This is a genomic window from Paenibacillus sp. P22 (assembly GCF_000469945.2).
Classification (GTDB): domain Bacteria; phylum Bacillota; class Bacilli; order Paenibacillales; family Paenibacillaceae; genus Paenibacillus_O; species Paenibacillus_O humicus.
On record NZ_CBRA020000219.1, the window covers coordinates 1 to 15,228 of the forward strand.

At 60.9% G+C, this 15,228-nt stretch carries 16 protein-coding genes and 2 pseudogenes; 13 read left to right on the top strand and 5 right to left on the bottom strand.

Annotation, left to right across the window (positions count from 1 at the left end; genetic code table 11):
* The 4 genes from BN871_RS23455 to BN871_RS23470 form a co-directional block, all read left to right on the top strand.
* Window positions 1-2,099: cellulose biosynthesis cyclic di-GMP-binding regulatory protein BcsB (locus tag BN871_RS23455; protein ID WP_048749292.1), on the top strand; the 2,099-nt coding region annotated here is incomplete at its 5' end.
* Between the two features lie 5 nt (window positions 2,100-2,104).
* On the top strand, window positions 2,105-3,172 hold the full coding sequence (locus tag BN871_RS23460; RefSeq protein WP_021881843.1) for a glycoside hydrolase family 113: 1,068 nt from the start codon (window positions 2,105-2,107) through the stop codon (window positions 3,170-3,172).
* 122 nt (window positions 3,173-3,294) lie between these two features.
* On the top strand, window positions 3,295-4,134 hold the full coding sequence (locus BN871_RS23465; protein WP_048749294.1) for a DegV family protein: 840 nt from the start codon (window positions 3,295-3,297) through the stop codon (window positions 4,132-4,134).
* A 105-nt stretch (window positions 4,135-4,239) separates the two neighbouring features.
* A complete protein-coding gene (locus BN871_RS23470; protein ID WP_069202549.1) occupies window positions 4,240-4,521 on the top strand; it encodes a hypothetical protein in 282 nt (93 codons plus the stop codon).
* 400 nt (window positions 4,522-4,921) lie between these two features.
* Here BN871_RS23470 and BN871_RS23475 read toward each other — a convergent pair whose 3' ends face one another.
* On the bottom strand, window positions 4,922-5,299 hold the full coding sequence (locus BN871_RS23475) for a nuclear transport factor 2 family protein (RefSeq protein WP_232313291.1): 378 nt from the start codon (window positions 5,297-5,299) through the stop codon (window positions 4,922-4,924).
* A gap of 193 nt (window positions 5,300-5,492) precedes the next feature.
* Here BN871_RS23475 and BN871_RS23480 point away from each other — a divergent pair, with 193 nt between their 5' ends.
* The 5 genes and pseudogenes from BN871_RS23480 to BN871_RS29425 all read left to right on the top strand — a co-directional run bounded on the left by BN871_RS23480 (window position 5,493) and on the right by BN871_RS29425 (window position 9,080).
* The gene (locus BN871_RS23480) at window positions 5,493-6,191 is read left to right on the top strand and encodes a methyltransferase domain-containing protein (RefSeq protein ID WP_164763180.1); all 699 of its coding nucleotides are present in this window, start codon (window positions 5,493-5,495) and stop codon (window positions 6,189-6,191) included.
* On the top strand, window positions 6,184-7,347 hold the full coding sequence (locus tag BN871_RS23485) for an NAD(P)/FAD-dependent oxidoreductase (RefSeq protein ID WP_048749303.1): 1,164 nt from the start codon (window positions 6,184-6,186) through the stop codon (window positions 7,345-7,347). The genes BN871_RS23480 and BN871_RS23485 overlap by 8 nt, the downstream gene beginning before the upstream one ends.
* Window positions 7,348-7,385: 38 nt before the next feature.
* On the top strand, window positions 7,386-7,850 hold the full coding sequence (locus BN871_RS23490; RefSeq protein ID WP_048749304.1) for an SRPBCC family protein: 465 nt from the start codon (window positions 7,386-7,388) through the stop codon (window positions 7,848-7,850).
* A pseudogene (locus BN871_RS30370) lies at window positions 7,847-8,488 on the top strand (beta-ketoacyl-[acyl-carrier-protein] synthase family protein); the annotation flags it as partial. The gene BN871_RS23490 and the pseudogene BN871_RS30370, both read left to right, overlap by 4 nt.
* Window positions 8,489-8,558: 70 nt before the next feature.
* The gene (locus BN871_RS29425) at window positions 8,559-9,080 is read left to right on the top strand and encodes a beta-ketoacyl synthase (protein ID WP_232313294.1); all 522 of its coding nucleotides are present in this window, start codon (window positions 8,559-8,561) and stop codon (window positions 9,078-9,080) included.
* Window positions 9,081-9,164: 84 nt separating this feature from the next.
* Here the strand turns inward: BN871_RS29425 and BN871_RS23500 are convergent, their stop codons facing one another.
* Together BN871_RS23500 and BN871_RS23505 are read right to left on the bottom strand one after the other, a co-directional pair.
* Window positions 9,165-9,443: a DUF2653 family protein gene (locus tag BN871_RS23500; protein ID WP_048749306.1), complete on the bottom strand. Its 279-nt coding sequence runs from the start codon at window positions 9,441-9,443 to the stop codon at window positions 9,165-9,167.
* Between the two features lie 6 nt (window positions 9,444-9,449).
* Window positions 9,450-9,881 carry an Import inner membrane translocase subunit Tim44 gene (locus tag BN871_RS23505; protein WP_021880757.1) on the bottom strand — a complete coding sequence of 144 codons (432 nt, stop codon included), beginning with the start codon at window positions 9,879-9,881 and terminating at the stop codon, window positions 9,450-9,452.
* A 196-nt stretch (window positions 9,882-10,077) separates the two neighbouring features.
* Between BN871_RS23505 and BN871_RS23510 the strand changes: the two genes are divergently transcribed.
* A complete protein-coding gene (locus tag BN871_RS23510) occupies window positions 10,078-10,626 on the top strand; it encodes a DUF309 domain-containing protein (protein WP_048749308.1) in 549 nt (182 codons plus the stop codon).
* Between the two features lie 78 nt (window positions 10,627-10,704).
* Here BN871_RS23510 and BN871_RS23515 read toward each other — a convergent pair whose 3' ends face one another.
* Together BN871_RS23515 and BN871_RS23520 are read right to left on the bottom strand one after the other, a co-directional pair.
* On the bottom strand, window positions 10,705-11,301 hold the full coding sequence (locus BN871_RS23515) for a carbonic anhydrase (protein WP_048749310.1): 597 nt from the start codon (window positions 11,299-11,301) through the stop codon (window positions 10,705-10,707).
* Between the two features lie 32 nt (window positions 11,302-11,333).
* On the bottom strand, window positions 11,334-11,669 hold the full coding sequence (locus BN871_RS23520) for an iron-sulfur cluster biosynthesis family protein (protein ID WP_021880760.1): 336 nt from the start codon (window positions 11,667-11,669) through the stop codon (window positions 11,334-11,336).
* Between the two features lie 129 nt (window positions 11,670-11,798).
* On the opposite strand from BN871_RS23520, the gene BN871_RS23525 reads away from it, so the two are divergent.
* From BN871_RS23525 to BN871_RS23535, 3 genes and pseudogenes are all read left to right on the top strand, one after another.
* Window positions 11,799-13,310, top strand: a complete 1,512-nt coding sequence (locus tag BN871_RS23525) for a carboxypeptidase M32 (protein ID WP_048749314.1) — start codon at window positions 11,799-11,801, stop codon at window positions 13,308-13,310.
* A gap of 283 nt (window positions 13,311-13,593) precedes the next feature.
* On the top strand, window positions 13,594-14,592 hold the full coding sequence (locus BN871_RS23530; RefSeq protein WP_048749312.1) for an ABC transporter substrate-binding protein: 999 nt from the start codon (window positions 13,594-13,596) through the stop codon (window positions 14,590-14,592).
* Window positions 14,593-14,678: 86 nt separating this feature from the next.
* Window positions 14,679-15,228 (top strand): annotated as a pseudogene (locus BN871_RS23535) (ABC transporter ATP-binding protein); the annotation flags it as partial.

Here is a 15,228-nt window from a genome sequence, read left to right on the forward strand (position 1 = left end):
TCGCGGCAGCGAAGTCGTCCACCGCCGCTGAGCCGTCCGCCAATGCGGCAGAAACGCCGGCTGCCGGCCAGCCGCGTTATTATGCGGACGGGACGCTCTCCGCCAAGCTTCCGTACCCGCAGGAGCTGCGGCTTCAGGGCATTTACGCTTCCCAGGCATCCTATTTCAATCTCGGCACCCGCTGGTCGGTGCAGCAGTCCGTGCTTCACCTCGATATCCGGGCAAGCCGCAAAGCCTCGCTCAGCTCCCTGACCGTCGAGATCAACGGCAAGCCGGTACATTCGGCCGCTCTGAGCGGTTACGGCGAGACCGGCAAAAGGCTCGATGTAGCCGTTCCGGCCGATGCCTGGCGTTCCGGCAGCAATGAGATCCGCTTATGGCTCGGCAATAAGGAATTCGGGGAAATCGGATTTTGTGTCGACGAGCGGGACAAGGACAACTGGCTGACCGTCCAGAAAAGCTCCTGGCTGGAGATCGGCTACCGCACCGAGCTGCCCTCCCTCGAGCTGTCGCAATTCCCTTATCCGTTTCTGAAAGATGCAGGCGACACATCGGGCACCGGCACCTCCATCGTCCTTCCCGACCAGCCGGACGAAGCGGAGACGGCGGCCGCCCTTCAAGCCGCCGCTTCCTTGGGCTCCTATGCGCCGGACGGCCTCGTCGGACTTCATATGGACAAGCATGCGGCAATCGTTGCCGGAGACCATCGGAACGATCATCTCATTTACGTAGGCCGGTTGTCCGAAATGCCCGAGGAAATCCGTTCCGCGGCGCCGCAGGAGGCGGTATCCCGCATCGGGGAAGGGCCGGTGCTGTTCCGGACCGTATCGCCCTACAATCCGAACCGCATCCTGATGGTCATCGCCAGCGGAGACGATTCCTCCGTTCTCGACACGGCGGCCCGGCTGCTGCAGAACAAGGACATGACCTCGCAGCTGAGCGACTCGTCCGCGCTCATTCCGGCCGGCACGGACATCAATCTGGCCTCCGGCCGATTGACCGGCGATACATGGACGCTGGAGCAGCTCGGCTACGACAACGGGCTGGAAGTAAGAGGGCCGCTGCGCCAGCAAACGACGTTCGACATCAAGCTTCCATCCAACAAGCTCGTCGTTCCGGGAGCCAAAGCGAAGTTCCAGCTCCGGTATGCCCGGAACCTGAATTTCGGCCAGTCCCTCGCGACGCTGTATGTGAACGGAATTCCGGCCGGCAGCAAAAAGCTGGATGCCTCCAAGGCGGACGGCGATGTGTGGGAAGTCAATATTCCGAGCCGCGCGGCCAAGCTGTCGTATCTGGAGTTCTCGGTTGCGTTCGACCTGCAGATGAACGATTTGAGCTGCGCGCCGACGGGAGAGCAGACTCCGTGGGCCTATGTCGATCCGTCCTCCTCCGTCAGCCTCCCGGCCAAGGATGAGCGCTCGATGCTTCTGGATTATTATCCTTGGCCCTTCATCAAGAACGGCAAGTGGAACGACGCGGCTTTCGCGCTTCCTTCCGATCCGGACGGAGACGACTACTCGCTTCTGGCCGGAGCCGCTTCTTATCTGGGCCGTTCCCTCACCGACAACAGCGCTTCCCTGAAGGTGCTGTCCGAAGGAAAGTGGAATCCAACCCGCGACAAGGGTGTCAATGTCATCGCGGCCGGCACGCCTGCCAGCCTCCCGGCGCTCAAAGCGTTGAACGGAAGCTTATGGTTCCGCTATGATTCTTCCTTCAGCTATTTCATATCCAATGAAAAACGGAGGCTGCTGCCCGAATTCGCCAAGCAGCTCGTTTCCTTGCAGCTAATTCCGTCTCCGGCGGACCCGGAAACGGCCGTGCTGGCCGTCACGGCTCCGGACGAGCGGAATTTGGCGCTCGCAGGCAAGTTTCTCGCACAGGATAAAAATGCCTCCGGCCTGATCGGCAACGCCGTCCTGATCAACCGCTGGGGAGAAGCGACCAATCATGCCTTCAGCGGCGACGACAGCTACAGCCTGAGCGAGAAAGTGAATCTGAGCACCGGACAAGCCCGGCTGTTCACGATTCTGTTCGGCACGGTGCTGCTTCTCCTGATCGCGGGAATCGTCTTCTATCTGCGCAAATACAGAAGGAGGTAGCGCCTGTGTTCCCGATAGGACGCCTCGTGAAGATGCTGCTTGCAGCGGGTCTGGCTGCGGCGGCTTTTGCAGCCGCGGTATGGATGTGGACGTCATCCCAGCCGAAGGAGAAGACGGACTTCCTGAGCCTGAAAGTCAAATCGGCCAACCTGTCGGTCGATTACGATCCGGAACAAGTGCTGGAGGATGCCGGCAGGCTTGGTCTGAACACGGTCAATGTTCCGGTCGTCGTCGAAGTGAGCGATGTGCGCTCGAGCGACATGACGCTGGACGAAGCCAGCCTGAACAAGGCCATCGAGCTCATTCCCCGGCTTCAGAGCCGAGGCATGCGGATCATCGTGGAGCCTTATCCATGGATCAATCGAGGCAGGGAGGTGGAGACCGACTGGAATCCGGATCATCTCGATGCCTTTTTCGAGCAGTGGCGGAGCAGAGTGCTTGTTCCGCTCGCACGCCGGGTTGCCGAGCCTTATCACGCCGATGCGATGATCGCCGGCTCCAATCTCGTGCATCTGGAGCGGTTCGGCGGCGAATGGAGCTCCATGCTCCAGCAGCTGAGAGGCGAGTACAGCGGACTTCTGACGTATAAAACCAATTGGTGGTATACGGCTGCCTGGGACAAGGCCAGCACGGCCGCTTACGAAGCCAAGCGGGACAACCCGCTCTGGGCGGATACCGACTTCATTACGGTCGCGGCCTATTTCGAGCTGTCCGAGCGTCCGGTCAATACGGCCGGACAGCTGCTGTCGGCATTGAGCTCCACCGAAGTGAACGGCCGCGGCCAGGATGTCGTGAGCGAAGTCATGGCATTGTCGGGCAAATGGGGCAAGCCGGTCTACTTCGGCGAGCTCGGGTTTCCAGCCCGCGAATATGCGGCGAAAGAGCCCTGGAATCCATCCCCTTCGGACGTGGAGGACGGAGGCGAGCAGGCAAGGCTGTTCCAGGCTTACCGGGAAGCCTTCTCCGGCAAGCCTGGGTTCATGGGCTTCTCGGTATTCGCAATCGGCGAGAAAAGCAAGGACAAGCATTATTATCCTTCGGACGATAGCGCGAAAGTGATCCGAGCCTGGTAAGGCTCGCCAACGTCCTGGCTTGGCCGATGCATACCTTAAGCCTTTTGACAAGTTATATTTGTTACTATTTTTGAGGGGAACGGCTTCGGTATAATGGAAGCATTGAAAGGAGCGCTTACACCATGCCTATTCAAATCATCACAGACAGCGGTTCTGATCTCCCGACCGACTTCATTGCAGCCCATTCCATTACCATCGTTCATCTTCCCGTCTCGTTCCAGGACGAGCTTATGCCGGATGACACGGATGCCGCAAGCTTTTATGCCCGCATGCGGGCATGCCCGGAGCTTCCGCGGACCGCAAGCCCAAGCCCGAACACGTTTCTGGAAGCATATAAGGCCGTAGAACCCGGCCGCGACATTCTGGTCGTCAGCATGTCCTCGAACATCAGCAGCACCTATCAGTCCGCCTTGATCGCCAAGGGGCTGTACGAGGACGAGGGCCTGCCGAACCGGATTGAAATCATCGACTCCAAAACCTTTTCCGGCGGCCTGTCCCTGGTGGTGTCCCAGGCGGCCGAATGGGCCCGCACCTGCTCCAGCCTCGACGAGCTCAAGGACAAGGTCAGCAGGCTTGCGCTTGAGACAAGCGCTTTCTTCACGCTCGACAGCCTCGAGAACGTCATCAAGGGCGGAAGGCTGAGCAGGCTTGCCGGCGGCGTGGCGTCGGTGCTCAACATCAAGCTGCTGCTCAAAATCAATGAAGAAGGCGTCGTCGAGGTCGAAGAGAAGACGCGCGGCTTCCGCAAAGCGCTGAACTCTTTGCTCGCAAGGCTCGAAGACAAGCAGCACGACTACGAGAACGGTTTTGTCGCGATCGTCCACAGCAACTGCGAAGTGCTCGCTCTCGAATTCAAGGATCGGGTGCTGGAGAAGCATCCGTTCAAGAAGGTGCTGTTCTCCAGCATGGGACCTGTCATGGGTACTTATGCCGGCGAAGGGGGCATCGGCGTCGCGTTCTGATGTCAGCCTATAGAGGGAAATGAAGGGGGGCGGCCGCCGCTCCCTTTTTTGGCTTGGAAGGGCTTGATCGGCCGCAGCGGACAGAAGAAAGGAGGCGTGCAGGACATGCTGGCCAAACAGCGCTACATCAAAATGGAGCGGGTTTTGAACGGCTCCGGGATGGACACCGTCGTTCTCGAGCTGGACTTGCTGCTGGACGGGGAAACGATAATCGCCGAAGGCAGAAGCTTCCCCTTGAAGGACGTATACGACATTTCGTATCGGATCGTCGGCGGACAGCTCGGCATCCTGTATCTGCATACGAGCTCCGGAGTCTATCCGTTCAACGTGGAAGAGGATCCGGCCGCCTTCATCCTTGCTTTCAAGAGAACGGCTTCGCGGCGCTAGGGCAGGCCGCCTTGTCGGCTGCGAAACGGCTTCAAGGCCGAGTCCGCCGACCGCGGCATATCCGCCGGATGCCTTCATGCGGAGCTTTCCGCCGTCTCTGCCGGCCGGAGGACCTGCCGGATGCATGTGGACCTTGCCCTGCCGTCATGATCAAGGTATCCAAGCAGCCGAGCGGCTTGTTCACGCTAGCCTTCCTTTCCGACGAGCGGCAGGCCCTTTCACGGCCTGCAGGGACTATTTGGAGCATCGGGCGCTTCGCGGCGGAGACCGGCAGCAGGCAGCAGGCCAAAGCGTCAAGCGGACGGAAAGCAGCCTGGCCTGGCCCGCGAATGATTTTCTTTCAGACTGCAGTCAGCAAGATCCCGCTCGTCCCGGGCAAAGGGAGGAGCGGGATCTTCTTTTATTTCTCCAGTTCGATATATTCTCTCGCCAGCTTCCACTGTCCGTCTTCCAGCCTCCATACGAACATGAACAGCGCCGGATGCGGAGTGCCCTCCACCAGATTGATCTCCCTGCCGAGGACGAGAACTTCCTCGCCTTCCCTGCGCTCCTGGACATCCGAGATTTCATAGCTCTTCGAAGCTTCCCCGTATTGGCTGAGCACGCCTTCCAAATCGTAGCCGAACCCGTACTGATCCGGCCGCTCCAGTCCCGAATGCGCCCAATAACCGGCAAAGCCCGGCGACATCATGGCACGGATCGCATCGGCGTTTTTGCTGACGAAACCGTCATTCCAAGCCTGGAAATACTTGTCCATCACGGAATAGATCCCATGCAAGCTTATCCCCTCTTTCATTCCATTATATTCCATGAGTATATCATGGATTTCCCGCCCGCGGCTCGGCTGGCATGCATGGTAGGGAGGATAGTTGCGGATGCCGGCTTCGGCATCTTCTTTTGCGCTGCCGATGGATGGTTTTGGCAATAAAGCGCATACTACGCCTGACGACATGATCAAGGAGGAGCAGACTGTGAAGCGTCAGCTGAGAAAGGAATGGCTGGATGAAGAGGAGGCTCTGTCGCAGGAGGAACTGGAGGCAAGCTTGCTGGAAGTTTGGGCGGTCAATCGATGGCTCGGGGGCAATCCGCCCCTCTTCCGGCATCTGGGCAGGCTGCTGACGGGCTTGAGAGGAAGCGCGTCTCCCGTCCGAGTGCTCGATGTGGCGACAGGCATGGCCGATCAGCCGCTCGCTCTGTGCCGGTGGGCGGAGAAACGGGGCATTCCGCTCGAGGTGACCGGAGTCGAGATCAGTCCATCCATCGCAAAGCTGGCCCGCAAGCGGACAGGAGGGCATGCGTCCATCACCATTCATGAAGGAGATGGACGCCATCTTCCCTATGGCGACGGAGCTTTCGATATTGCGTTCAGCAACCTCGCCCTGCATCATATGAGCGACGAGGATGCCGTCTCGATGCTGCGGGAGATGGATCGCGTGACGAGGAAGGGCTGGATCGTCACGGATTTGGAACGGAGCCGTACGGCATACGGCATCGCGAGGCTGCTCGCCAAGCTGGTGTGGCGAAGTCCGGTGACGCGGCATGACGGTCCGTTGTCCGTCCAGCGGTCGTTCACGGCGGCGGAGGCTCGCAGGCTGCTAGCCGCCGCAGGGCTTGATGCGACGGTCAAGCGCCACTTCCCCTACCGGCTGGCGCTGCTCAGCCGTGTATGACGTGCTCGTGGCGGGAGCCGGCCCTGCCGGAAGCGCGCTTGCTTGGACGCTTGCGAGAGCCGGGCTGAAAACGGCTCTGCTGGAGGCGCGGCGGCATCCCAGAGGCAAGCCCTGCGGAGAGTCGCTGAATCCAGGCGCCGCAGCCGCCTTGGAAAGGCTGGCCGGGAAGCAGCGCTTCGCCGAAGGCGGAGCGGCAGGTCCGGCCCAGACGTTCGGTCATCCGCTGCGCGGCTGGCTGCTGCACTGCGGGACCGCGAGCATGGAAGCGGAGTTTCCTGGCGGCGCAGCGGGGTTTAGCTGCCGCCGCGATCAGCTGGACGGCTGGCTGCTGGAGCAGGCGGAGCTTGCCGGCGCCGAAGTGCTGCAGGAGCATCGCGTACGGAGGGCGATGCGCGGCGATGACGGCGGCTGCCTCGTGGAGGGGGAGGCAGGCGGCGGCACCTTCCGCATTCGAGCCCGTTATGTAGCGGGCGCGGACGGCATCCGCTCCGCCGTCGCCCGTTCATCCGGACTTGGAGCTCCGTGGGGGGCGCTGCGCAAAATCGCCATTACGGCGCGAATGAGCGGCATCGAACAGCTTCGCGACAGGGTGGAGCTGCATCTGAATGAAGGCTCGACCCTTGGAATCGCCCCGCTCAAAGGAGATGCCGCCAATGTCACGCTTGTCCTGCCGGCAGGCTCGGCATGGGCGGAGGAAGGCAGGAACAAGAGCGCCGCCATGCTTAGGGAGCTGTCGAGGCGCCCCCGGCTGGAGGGACGCTGCCGTCACGCCGTCCTGGAGGATGAGCCTCTCGCATGCGGCCCGTTCCATCAGCCCATTCCGCAGCCGGCCTCCGGACGCATCGTACTTGTCGGAGATGCGGCCGGTTATTACGATCCGCTTACCGGCCAGGGCATCTATCGGGCGCTTAGGAGCGCCGAGCTGGCCGCGCCGCTGCTGCTGCGGGCGCTCGAAACCGGAGACGAGCGCCAGCTCAGCGTGTATGGACGGCTCTATCGGAAGGAGTTCGCCGCTGCAGCGGCTCTCCAGCGGGTGATCGAATTCGGAGCGGCGCGGCCCCGATTGTTCGAGGCTTCCATCCGGATATTGGGCCGGACGCCCGGAGCCGGGAGCCGGCTCGCTGCATGGATCGGCGATTGCGGCAGCGTTACTTGACTGGATTCGACAGCTAATTCCGAAGGAGGAGTGCAGCGATGCATACGTATAATGAGATTTACATCCATAGAGCGCCTGACGAGGTGTTCCCTTACGCAAGGGATGTCGATCAGTGGCCGGTTCATTTGCACCACTACCGCTCCGTGTCGTTTCGAACCGGAGCCCCTGATTACGGCATCGTGGAAATGGCCGCATGGAGGCATTTCGGCAGGCTGCGCTGGCCGGTGTGGTGGGTGAGCAGGATGGAATCGAGGGAAGCCGAGAGCCGCATATTGTACCGTCATATCGAAGGGGTGACAAAGGGCATGGACGTGGAATGGAGGCTGGAGCCGAGCGGGGAAGGAACAAAAGCGTCCATCGTGCATGAATGGGATCGTCCGCCGGTAGGCGGTCTGGCCGCAAGAGGAATCATAGGGCCGGCCTTCGTGCAGGTCATCGCGGACCGGACCTTGGCAGGAATCAAATTCGCGGCGGAAGCCGCCGGAATGGGGCATCGTTCATGAGCGACCGCAGGGCAGTCATTACGGGTATCGGATGCGTGACGCCGATCGGCACTGGAGCCGAATCTCTTTGGGAAGGGGTGCGCCGGGGCGAGAGCGCCGTCGGTCCGATCGACCGCTTCGTTCCGGAAGGCTTGAAAAGCCGGATTGCAGCGCAGATCAAGGACTTTCGGGCCGAAGACTATATGGACCGCAAACGGGCGCATCGCACCGACCGGTACTCGCAGCTGTCGATCGCATCCGGCCGGATGGCGCTGCGGCATGCGGGCATCGAGGCCGGAGCGCTGGATCCGGAGCGGACGGGCATCTTCATGGGAAGCGCGCTGGGAGGCATCTCCTATGCCGAGGAGCAGTGCAGCCAGTACATGGCCGGCGGTTACCGGAGCGTGTCGCCGACGCTCGGCTTCTCCGTCTTCGGAGGAGCTTCCTCCTGCAACATGGCGATGGAATTCGGCTTCAACGGCCCGAACGAGACCAACTCGATGAGCTGCGCTTCGGGCGCTGTGGCGATCGGCAGGGCGCTCCAGGCCATCCGCCGCGGCGAAGCCGACGTCATGCTCGCGGGAGGCGCGGAGTCTCCGCTCTCTCCGCTGTCGTTCGGAGCCTTCGATCTGCTGCGCGCGATGTCGACCCGCAACGACGAGCCGGGAAGGGCCAGCCGCCCGTTCGACCGCACGCGGGACGGATTCGTCATGGGGGGAAGGGGCGGCTGTGCTCGTCATCGAGGAGGAAGGCCATGCCCGCGCCAGGGGAGCCCGCATTCTGGCGGAGATCAGCGGCTTCGGCGTGACGAACGACGCCCATCACATGAGCGCTCCGCTCCCTTGCGGAACGCAGGCCCAGCGCGCGATGAGGCTGGCGCTGAACGATGCGGACATGCTGCAGGAGGAGGTGGGCTACATCAACGCCCACGGTTCTTCGACGCTGCTCAACGACGTGACCGAATCGAAAGTCATCCGCAGCGTATTCGGCACCCGTCCGGTGGCGGTCAGCGGCACGAAAGGGCTGTACGGCCATCCGCTTGGAGCGTCGGGAGCGATTGAAGCCGCCATCACCTGCCTGTCTCTGCATCATGGATGGCTGCCGCCGACGGCCAACTTGACGGAACCTGACGAGGAGGCCGATCTCGATCTCGTTTACGGCCATGGACGGGACAAAAGGCTGGATGCGGCTCTGTCCAATTCCTACGGCTTCGGCGGCATCAACGCGACGCTCGCATTCCGCAGCCGATAGGTTCATTGGAACCGAAAAAAGCTTCCCCTGACCATCTTATCGAAGATGAAGGGGAAGCTTTTCGTCTATTTCTGGCTTCAATCGCTATTCGGCGATATCCGCCCAGAACTCTTCGTCGGCGTCCAGCGTAATCTGGGAACGATAGACCCGCATGCCGTACTCCTTGAACATGTACTGCTCGATCGCTTCCTTGAGGTTGGCCTCGACGAGATAATGCGATCGGTCGCCGATAAAGACTTCGGCGGAGAAGCCGTATTCCTCGTCCCAGCCGAGCTGCACCTCGACCTGCGAAGGCTGGAGCCCGCGCCGGCTGGATTCGCTGAGGCATACGGCGTTGATGATTTCGTCCGTCAGAATCCGCATCGGCGATCAGTAAGGCCCGCGGCGATCGTCGGTCGCGGCCTTGCGCTTGTTGCGGAAGTGGACGACGATGGACCGGATGACCATGAACAGGATGTAGATCGCGAGCAGGTTGATGATCAGGCCGAAGAAGTCGCCCATGAAGCCCATGCCGGAGAACATGCTGCCGAACATCAGTCCCGCCAGGCCGCCGATCATGAGGCCCTTCATCATGCCGCCGCCGCTGAAGAAGCCGCGGTTCGCCGTCGTGCCGGCTGCCGCTCCTGCGGCCGGGGTTTTATTGGTGTCCGCCCGCTGTACGTTCTCGGTCGATTTTTTTGGAGTCTGCGTAAAGCTCTGGCGCGGAGATTTCATGCCGCCGCGCTTGGCGTCAACCGTTCCCGCCGCCGTGAAGGCGAACAGAACCGTAAAGGCCAGCATCAGAATAAATCCTTTTTTCATGTCGTGAAGAGTCCCCCTCCGAGTGGTAAGTGATGGTATGAACGCCGGGTTCTCGGCAAGAACCTCCATTGCGTTTGGGTGTGTATACGTCTATGATGATAGTCGGGTTTCATTTTTATGTAGATGCAAATGAGATTTAATTCACAATCTGCCGTTGGTGCAGGCTGGACATTATAGATTAGGAAGGCTGGCAAGCATGATGCTGATCTCCCACAAATACCCCGATGCCTATATCCGATATCTCGCAGAGTTCCACGGGACAAGGGATTACTTCGAATGCCACGAGATTCTGGAGGAATACTGGAAGGAGCATCCCGGCGACGAGCAGGCCCAGCTCTGGCACGGACTGATTCAGATTGCCGTCGGTCAATACCATCTGCGGCGCGGCAACCGGGAAGGAGCCCGCAAAATGCTGCGCTCCGCCTGGGAAAGGCTGTCGCTGCCGCTGCTGGAGCAGGCGGGACTTGACGGCGGCTTGCTTCGCAGACAGCTGGACGAGGCCGCCTCGCTGCTGGAGCGGGGCGAGGGAATTCCTTACTCCGGCTGGATGCTGCCGATCCGCGATCTCGAGCTGGCGGCTGCCTGCAAGGAACGCTGCGCTGCGGAAGGGCTGGATTGGTGCGGCGATATCGTGGCAGGCGATGAGCTGATTCACCGCCATCTGACGCGCGACCGCAGCGAAGTCGTACAAGCGCGGGAGCAGTCGCTCCGGCTTAAGAGAGCAGCGGCGCGAGGCGGAGGCTGACCGCTGCGAGACCGAACAAAAAGGCTTATCCGGATCGGGCTGCGGCCCGATCCGGATAAGCCTTTGCTGGTTTGCGGGTTATTCTGCGGCAGGCGCGGGCTCCGCATTTCTCAAAAATTCGTATCCTTCCGTCACGAGATCGAGCTTGCCTGTCTGAGGATGGATGATCATGCCGTGCACGGGCGTGCCCGGAGGGAGCAGAGGGTGGTTGCGGACGATGCTTACGCTCTTCTCGACGCTCGACCGCACATTGTCGAAGCCGGTCAGCCAGCGGGTGAAATCGACGCCGGAATGCTTCAGCGTGCGGATCGTCTGGGAAGGCACTCCCCGATCCACCATTTTGCCGATCATGCTGTCCGGATTGATGCCCGTCATGCCGCAGTTGTAATGGCCGATGATGAACACTTCATCCGCGTTCAGCTCATAGAGCGCGACCAGGATGCTTCGCATGATGTTGCCGAACGGCTGCGTGATGATGGCGCCGGCGTTCTTGAGGATCTTGGCGTCGCCGTTGCGGAGATTGAGCGCTCTCGGCAGCAGCTCCGACAGCCGCGCATCCATGCAGGTCAGGATGACCATTCGCTTGTCGGGGAATTTGTCGGTCAAATATTCCTCATACTTCTTGTCCTCGACGAATTTTTCGTTATAGGCAAGCATTTCCTGGAGATTGTTCATGATGCTCCCGACCTCTCTTTCGCACAGTTGGATTAGAAGGTGGCCGTTCCTTGCGGGAAGAACCGCAGGTCATGGCTGTAGATCTGGCTGTCGCTCGCCAGGATGAAGGCTTGTCGAGCCGGGTTGTAGTCCAGCTTCAGCTCGGGCTCGAAAAACACCTCGTATCTTTCCTCGTAGAGGAAAGGAAACGGGTCGCCTTCGCCGATGACGTCGCCGGGACTCGCCTGGCCGACGATGTGAAGGGCGGACACGCCGTTGACGACGCAGCCGCAGCCCTCCGTATCGTACACAAGCTTAAGGATGCCCTTCCCGTCCTCGAGATAAGGCTTCAGCGCCTCGACGGCGGCTGTCTTGAATGTGATGCGCATCTTCCGCCACTCCTTTGTCCGCGGCTTCCGAGCAGCCGGAGGCCCGGTTTGATTACCGTTGATTATAAGGTCTGTCCCCGCTATGATCAAGTATAGAACGCATAGAAGAAAGGGTGACGACCTGTGACGATATCTACATACGAAAGGACTTTGGCCGATTTCCGCGCTCTGGACCGGAAAATCCGGAATTACCATGAAGCCCAGGCCATTCTCGCCTGGGATCTGCGCACCGGCGCCCCCCGCAAAGGAATGGACGCCCGCTCCGAGGTGCTCGGCCAGCTGGCCGGCGAAGCGTTCAAGCTCTCCACCTCCGCCGAGATGGGAGAGCTCCTGCAGGCTCTCGAGCAGAAGGAAGCGCAGGCCGGCCTGGGCGAGATCGACCTCAAGCTGGTCCATGAAGTCCGGCGCCAGTACGACCGCAGCGTCAAGATTCCGGCCAAGCTGTACGAGGAAGCCGTCGTCCTGATCTCGCAGTCGGAATCCGCCTGGGAGGTCGCCCGCGGCAACAACGACTTCGCTTCGTTCGAGCCGTTCCTGGACAAGGTCATCGGGTATACGAACCAGTTCATCGATCTATGGGGGCCGAAGGCTACCCGGTATGATACGCTGATCGACGATTATGAGCCGGACATGACCGTCGCCGAGCTGGACAGCATCTTCAGCTCGCTGCGCGACGAGCTCGTCCCGCTGTCTTCGGCCATCGCGGGCTCGCCGAACAAGCCCTCCCGCGAATTTCTGAACCAGCTGTTCGACAAAGGCGCGCAGAAGGACTTCAGCCTGTTCATGCTCGGCCAGATGGGCTACGACTTCGAAGCCGGACGTCTGGACGAGACCGCGCATCCGTTCGCTACGGGAATCAATCTCGGCGACGTGCGGATCACGACGCGTTATCTGGCCGATGACGTGACGAGCGCTTTGTTCGGCACGATCCATGAGGGCGGACATGCGCTGTATGAGCAGAACGTCTCGCCGGAGCTCGCCGGAACTTCCCTGTGCGGCGGAACGTCGATGGGCATCCACGAGTCGCAGTCGCGCTTCTGGGAGAACACGATCGGCCGCAGCCGCCCGTTCTGGCACCGGTATTTCGGCGACCTCCAGAGCCGCTTCCCCGGCCAGCTGAACATCAGTCCGGAGGAATTCTACCGTTCGCAGAACACCGTCCAGCCTTCCCTCATCCGCATCGAGGCCGACGAGCTGACCTACAACCTGCATATCATCATCCGCTACGAGATCGAGAAGATGATCTTCAACGAAGGGGCGAAGGCATCCGATCTCCCGGCGATCTGGAACGACAAATACCGGGAATACCTCGGCATCACGCCGCCGGACAACGCTCAGGGCGTCATGCAGGACGTGCACTGGAGCGCAGGGCTGTTCGGCTACTTCCCGTCCTATTCCCTCGGCAACATGTACGCGGCGCAGATGGCCGACACGATGGAAGCCCAGCTTCCGGAGCTGTGGGAGCTGGTCGCGCGCGGCGAGCTGGCGCCGATCAAATCCTGGCTGACAGACCGCGTCCACAAATACGGCAAGCTCAAGACGCCCAAGGAAATCATTGTCGGAGCGACGGGCAAACCGCTGGACCCGAGCTACCTCGTGAAGTATCTGCGGGCCAAATACACGGATATCTACAAGCTGTAAGGAGCAAGCGGCGCCGAGCTGCTGTTGGCCCAAGGCAGCGACGCCTTGCCGGCTCCAAGCTCCGGCGCGCCGGGCTGCCCGAGCTTGGACCAAGCCTCTCCATCTGCCGTTCATATGGCGGAGGAGGGGCTTTTTTGCCATGCCCTTTGAAATCGGAACAGCGGTCTTGACGGATGCCGCGCCGCTTGCCGGCGACCGCTGCCGTCGCTCCCGCCATTCACCATCCGGCTGCCGCCAGCATAGGCTGTAGCACACAAAGGTCCACATGGGAGGAAACATCCATATGAAAAAACAAGCTATCGGAGGCCTGCTGCTGGCGGCTTCGCTGCTGCTGACGGCCTCGCTGTCCGGCTGCGGAAGCAAAAGCGGCGGTCCGGTGAAGATCCGTGTCGGCGAAGTGACGCGCTCGCTCTTCTACGCTCCGGAATATGTCGCCTTGTCCAAAGGCTTCTTCAAGGACGAAGGGCTTGATGTCGAGCTGCAGACGACCGCGGGCGGCGACAAGACGATGACCGCGCTGCTGTCCGGCGCCATCGACGTCGCTCTCGTCGGCTCCGAAACGTCCATTTATGTCTATCAGCAAGGCTCCGACGATCCCGTCATCAACTTTGCCCAGGTGACGCAGACCGACGGAACGTTCCTCATGTCCCGCACGGGAGCCGCCTTCGACTGGAGCAATCTCAAGGGAGCCGCCTTCCTCGGCCAGCGCAAGGGCGGAATGCCGCAGATGGCGGGCGAATTCACCCTCAAGAAAAAAGGCATCGACCCCCACAAGGATCTCAAGCTGATCCAGAATATCGACTTTGCGAACATTACGGCGGCATATGCGTCCGGAACGGGCGATTACGTGCAGCTGTTCGAGCCGCAGGCTTCGATGATGGAGAAGGAAGGCAAGGGGAAGGTCGTCGCTTCGTTCGGCGTGGAGAGCGGCCATCTGCCTTATACCGTCTTCATGAGCAAGCAAAGCTACATCAAGAAGAATGAGGACACGGTGCAGAAGTTCACGAACGCGGTCCAAAAGGCGCAAACCTGGGTCAAGGAGCACAGCGCCCAGGAAATCGCCGATGCCGTCGGATCCTACTTCCCAAGCACGGACAAAACGATCATCGTAAGCTCCATCGACCGCTACAAGCAGCAAGGATCCTATGCGGATAACCCGGTCATCGACAAAGAGGAATGGAACAACCTGCTCGACGTCATGACATCCGCCGGAGAGCTCAAGGACCGTCCCGATCACGACAAGCTGGTGGACAATTCGTTTGCGGAAAAGGCCGGCAAATAGCGTCCGGCGATTGAACGGCAGGCCGGAGGACACGTCCGGCCTGCATGCTATGTTTAGGGGCGACGCTTGGAAAGGAGGACAAGGACATGGACGACAAATCACCGATGCTGGAGCTGCGGGGAGTCTCGCATGTCTATGTCGGCAGGAAAGGGGCTTCCCTGGCTGTCGACCGGATGGAGCTGGCTGTCGGACATGGAGAATTCATCAGCCTGGTCGGCCCGAGCGGCTGCGGCAAAACGACCGTGCTCAGCCTGCTTGCGGGCTTGTTCCCGCCGGCAGCGGGCCAGGTGCTGCTCGGAGGCAAGCCGGTAACGGGGCCGTCCGCCAAGGTCGGCTACATGCTTCAGCAGGACTGCCTCCTGCCATGGCGCACGATCCGGGACAATGCCGGGCTCGGCCTGGACATCGCAGGCAGGCGCGCGGCGGCGGAACGGAATCGGGTCGAAATGCTGCTCGAGGAAGTCGGGCTTGCCGGAACGGAGGGCAAATATCCGGGAGAGCTGTCCGGCGGCATGAGGCAGCGGGTGGCGCTGGCGAGGACGCTGGCGCCGGAGCCGATGTGCTGCTGCTCGACGAGCCGTTCTCGGCTCTGGATATGCATATCAAGATGCAGCTTGAGGATCTCGTGCAGGCGAC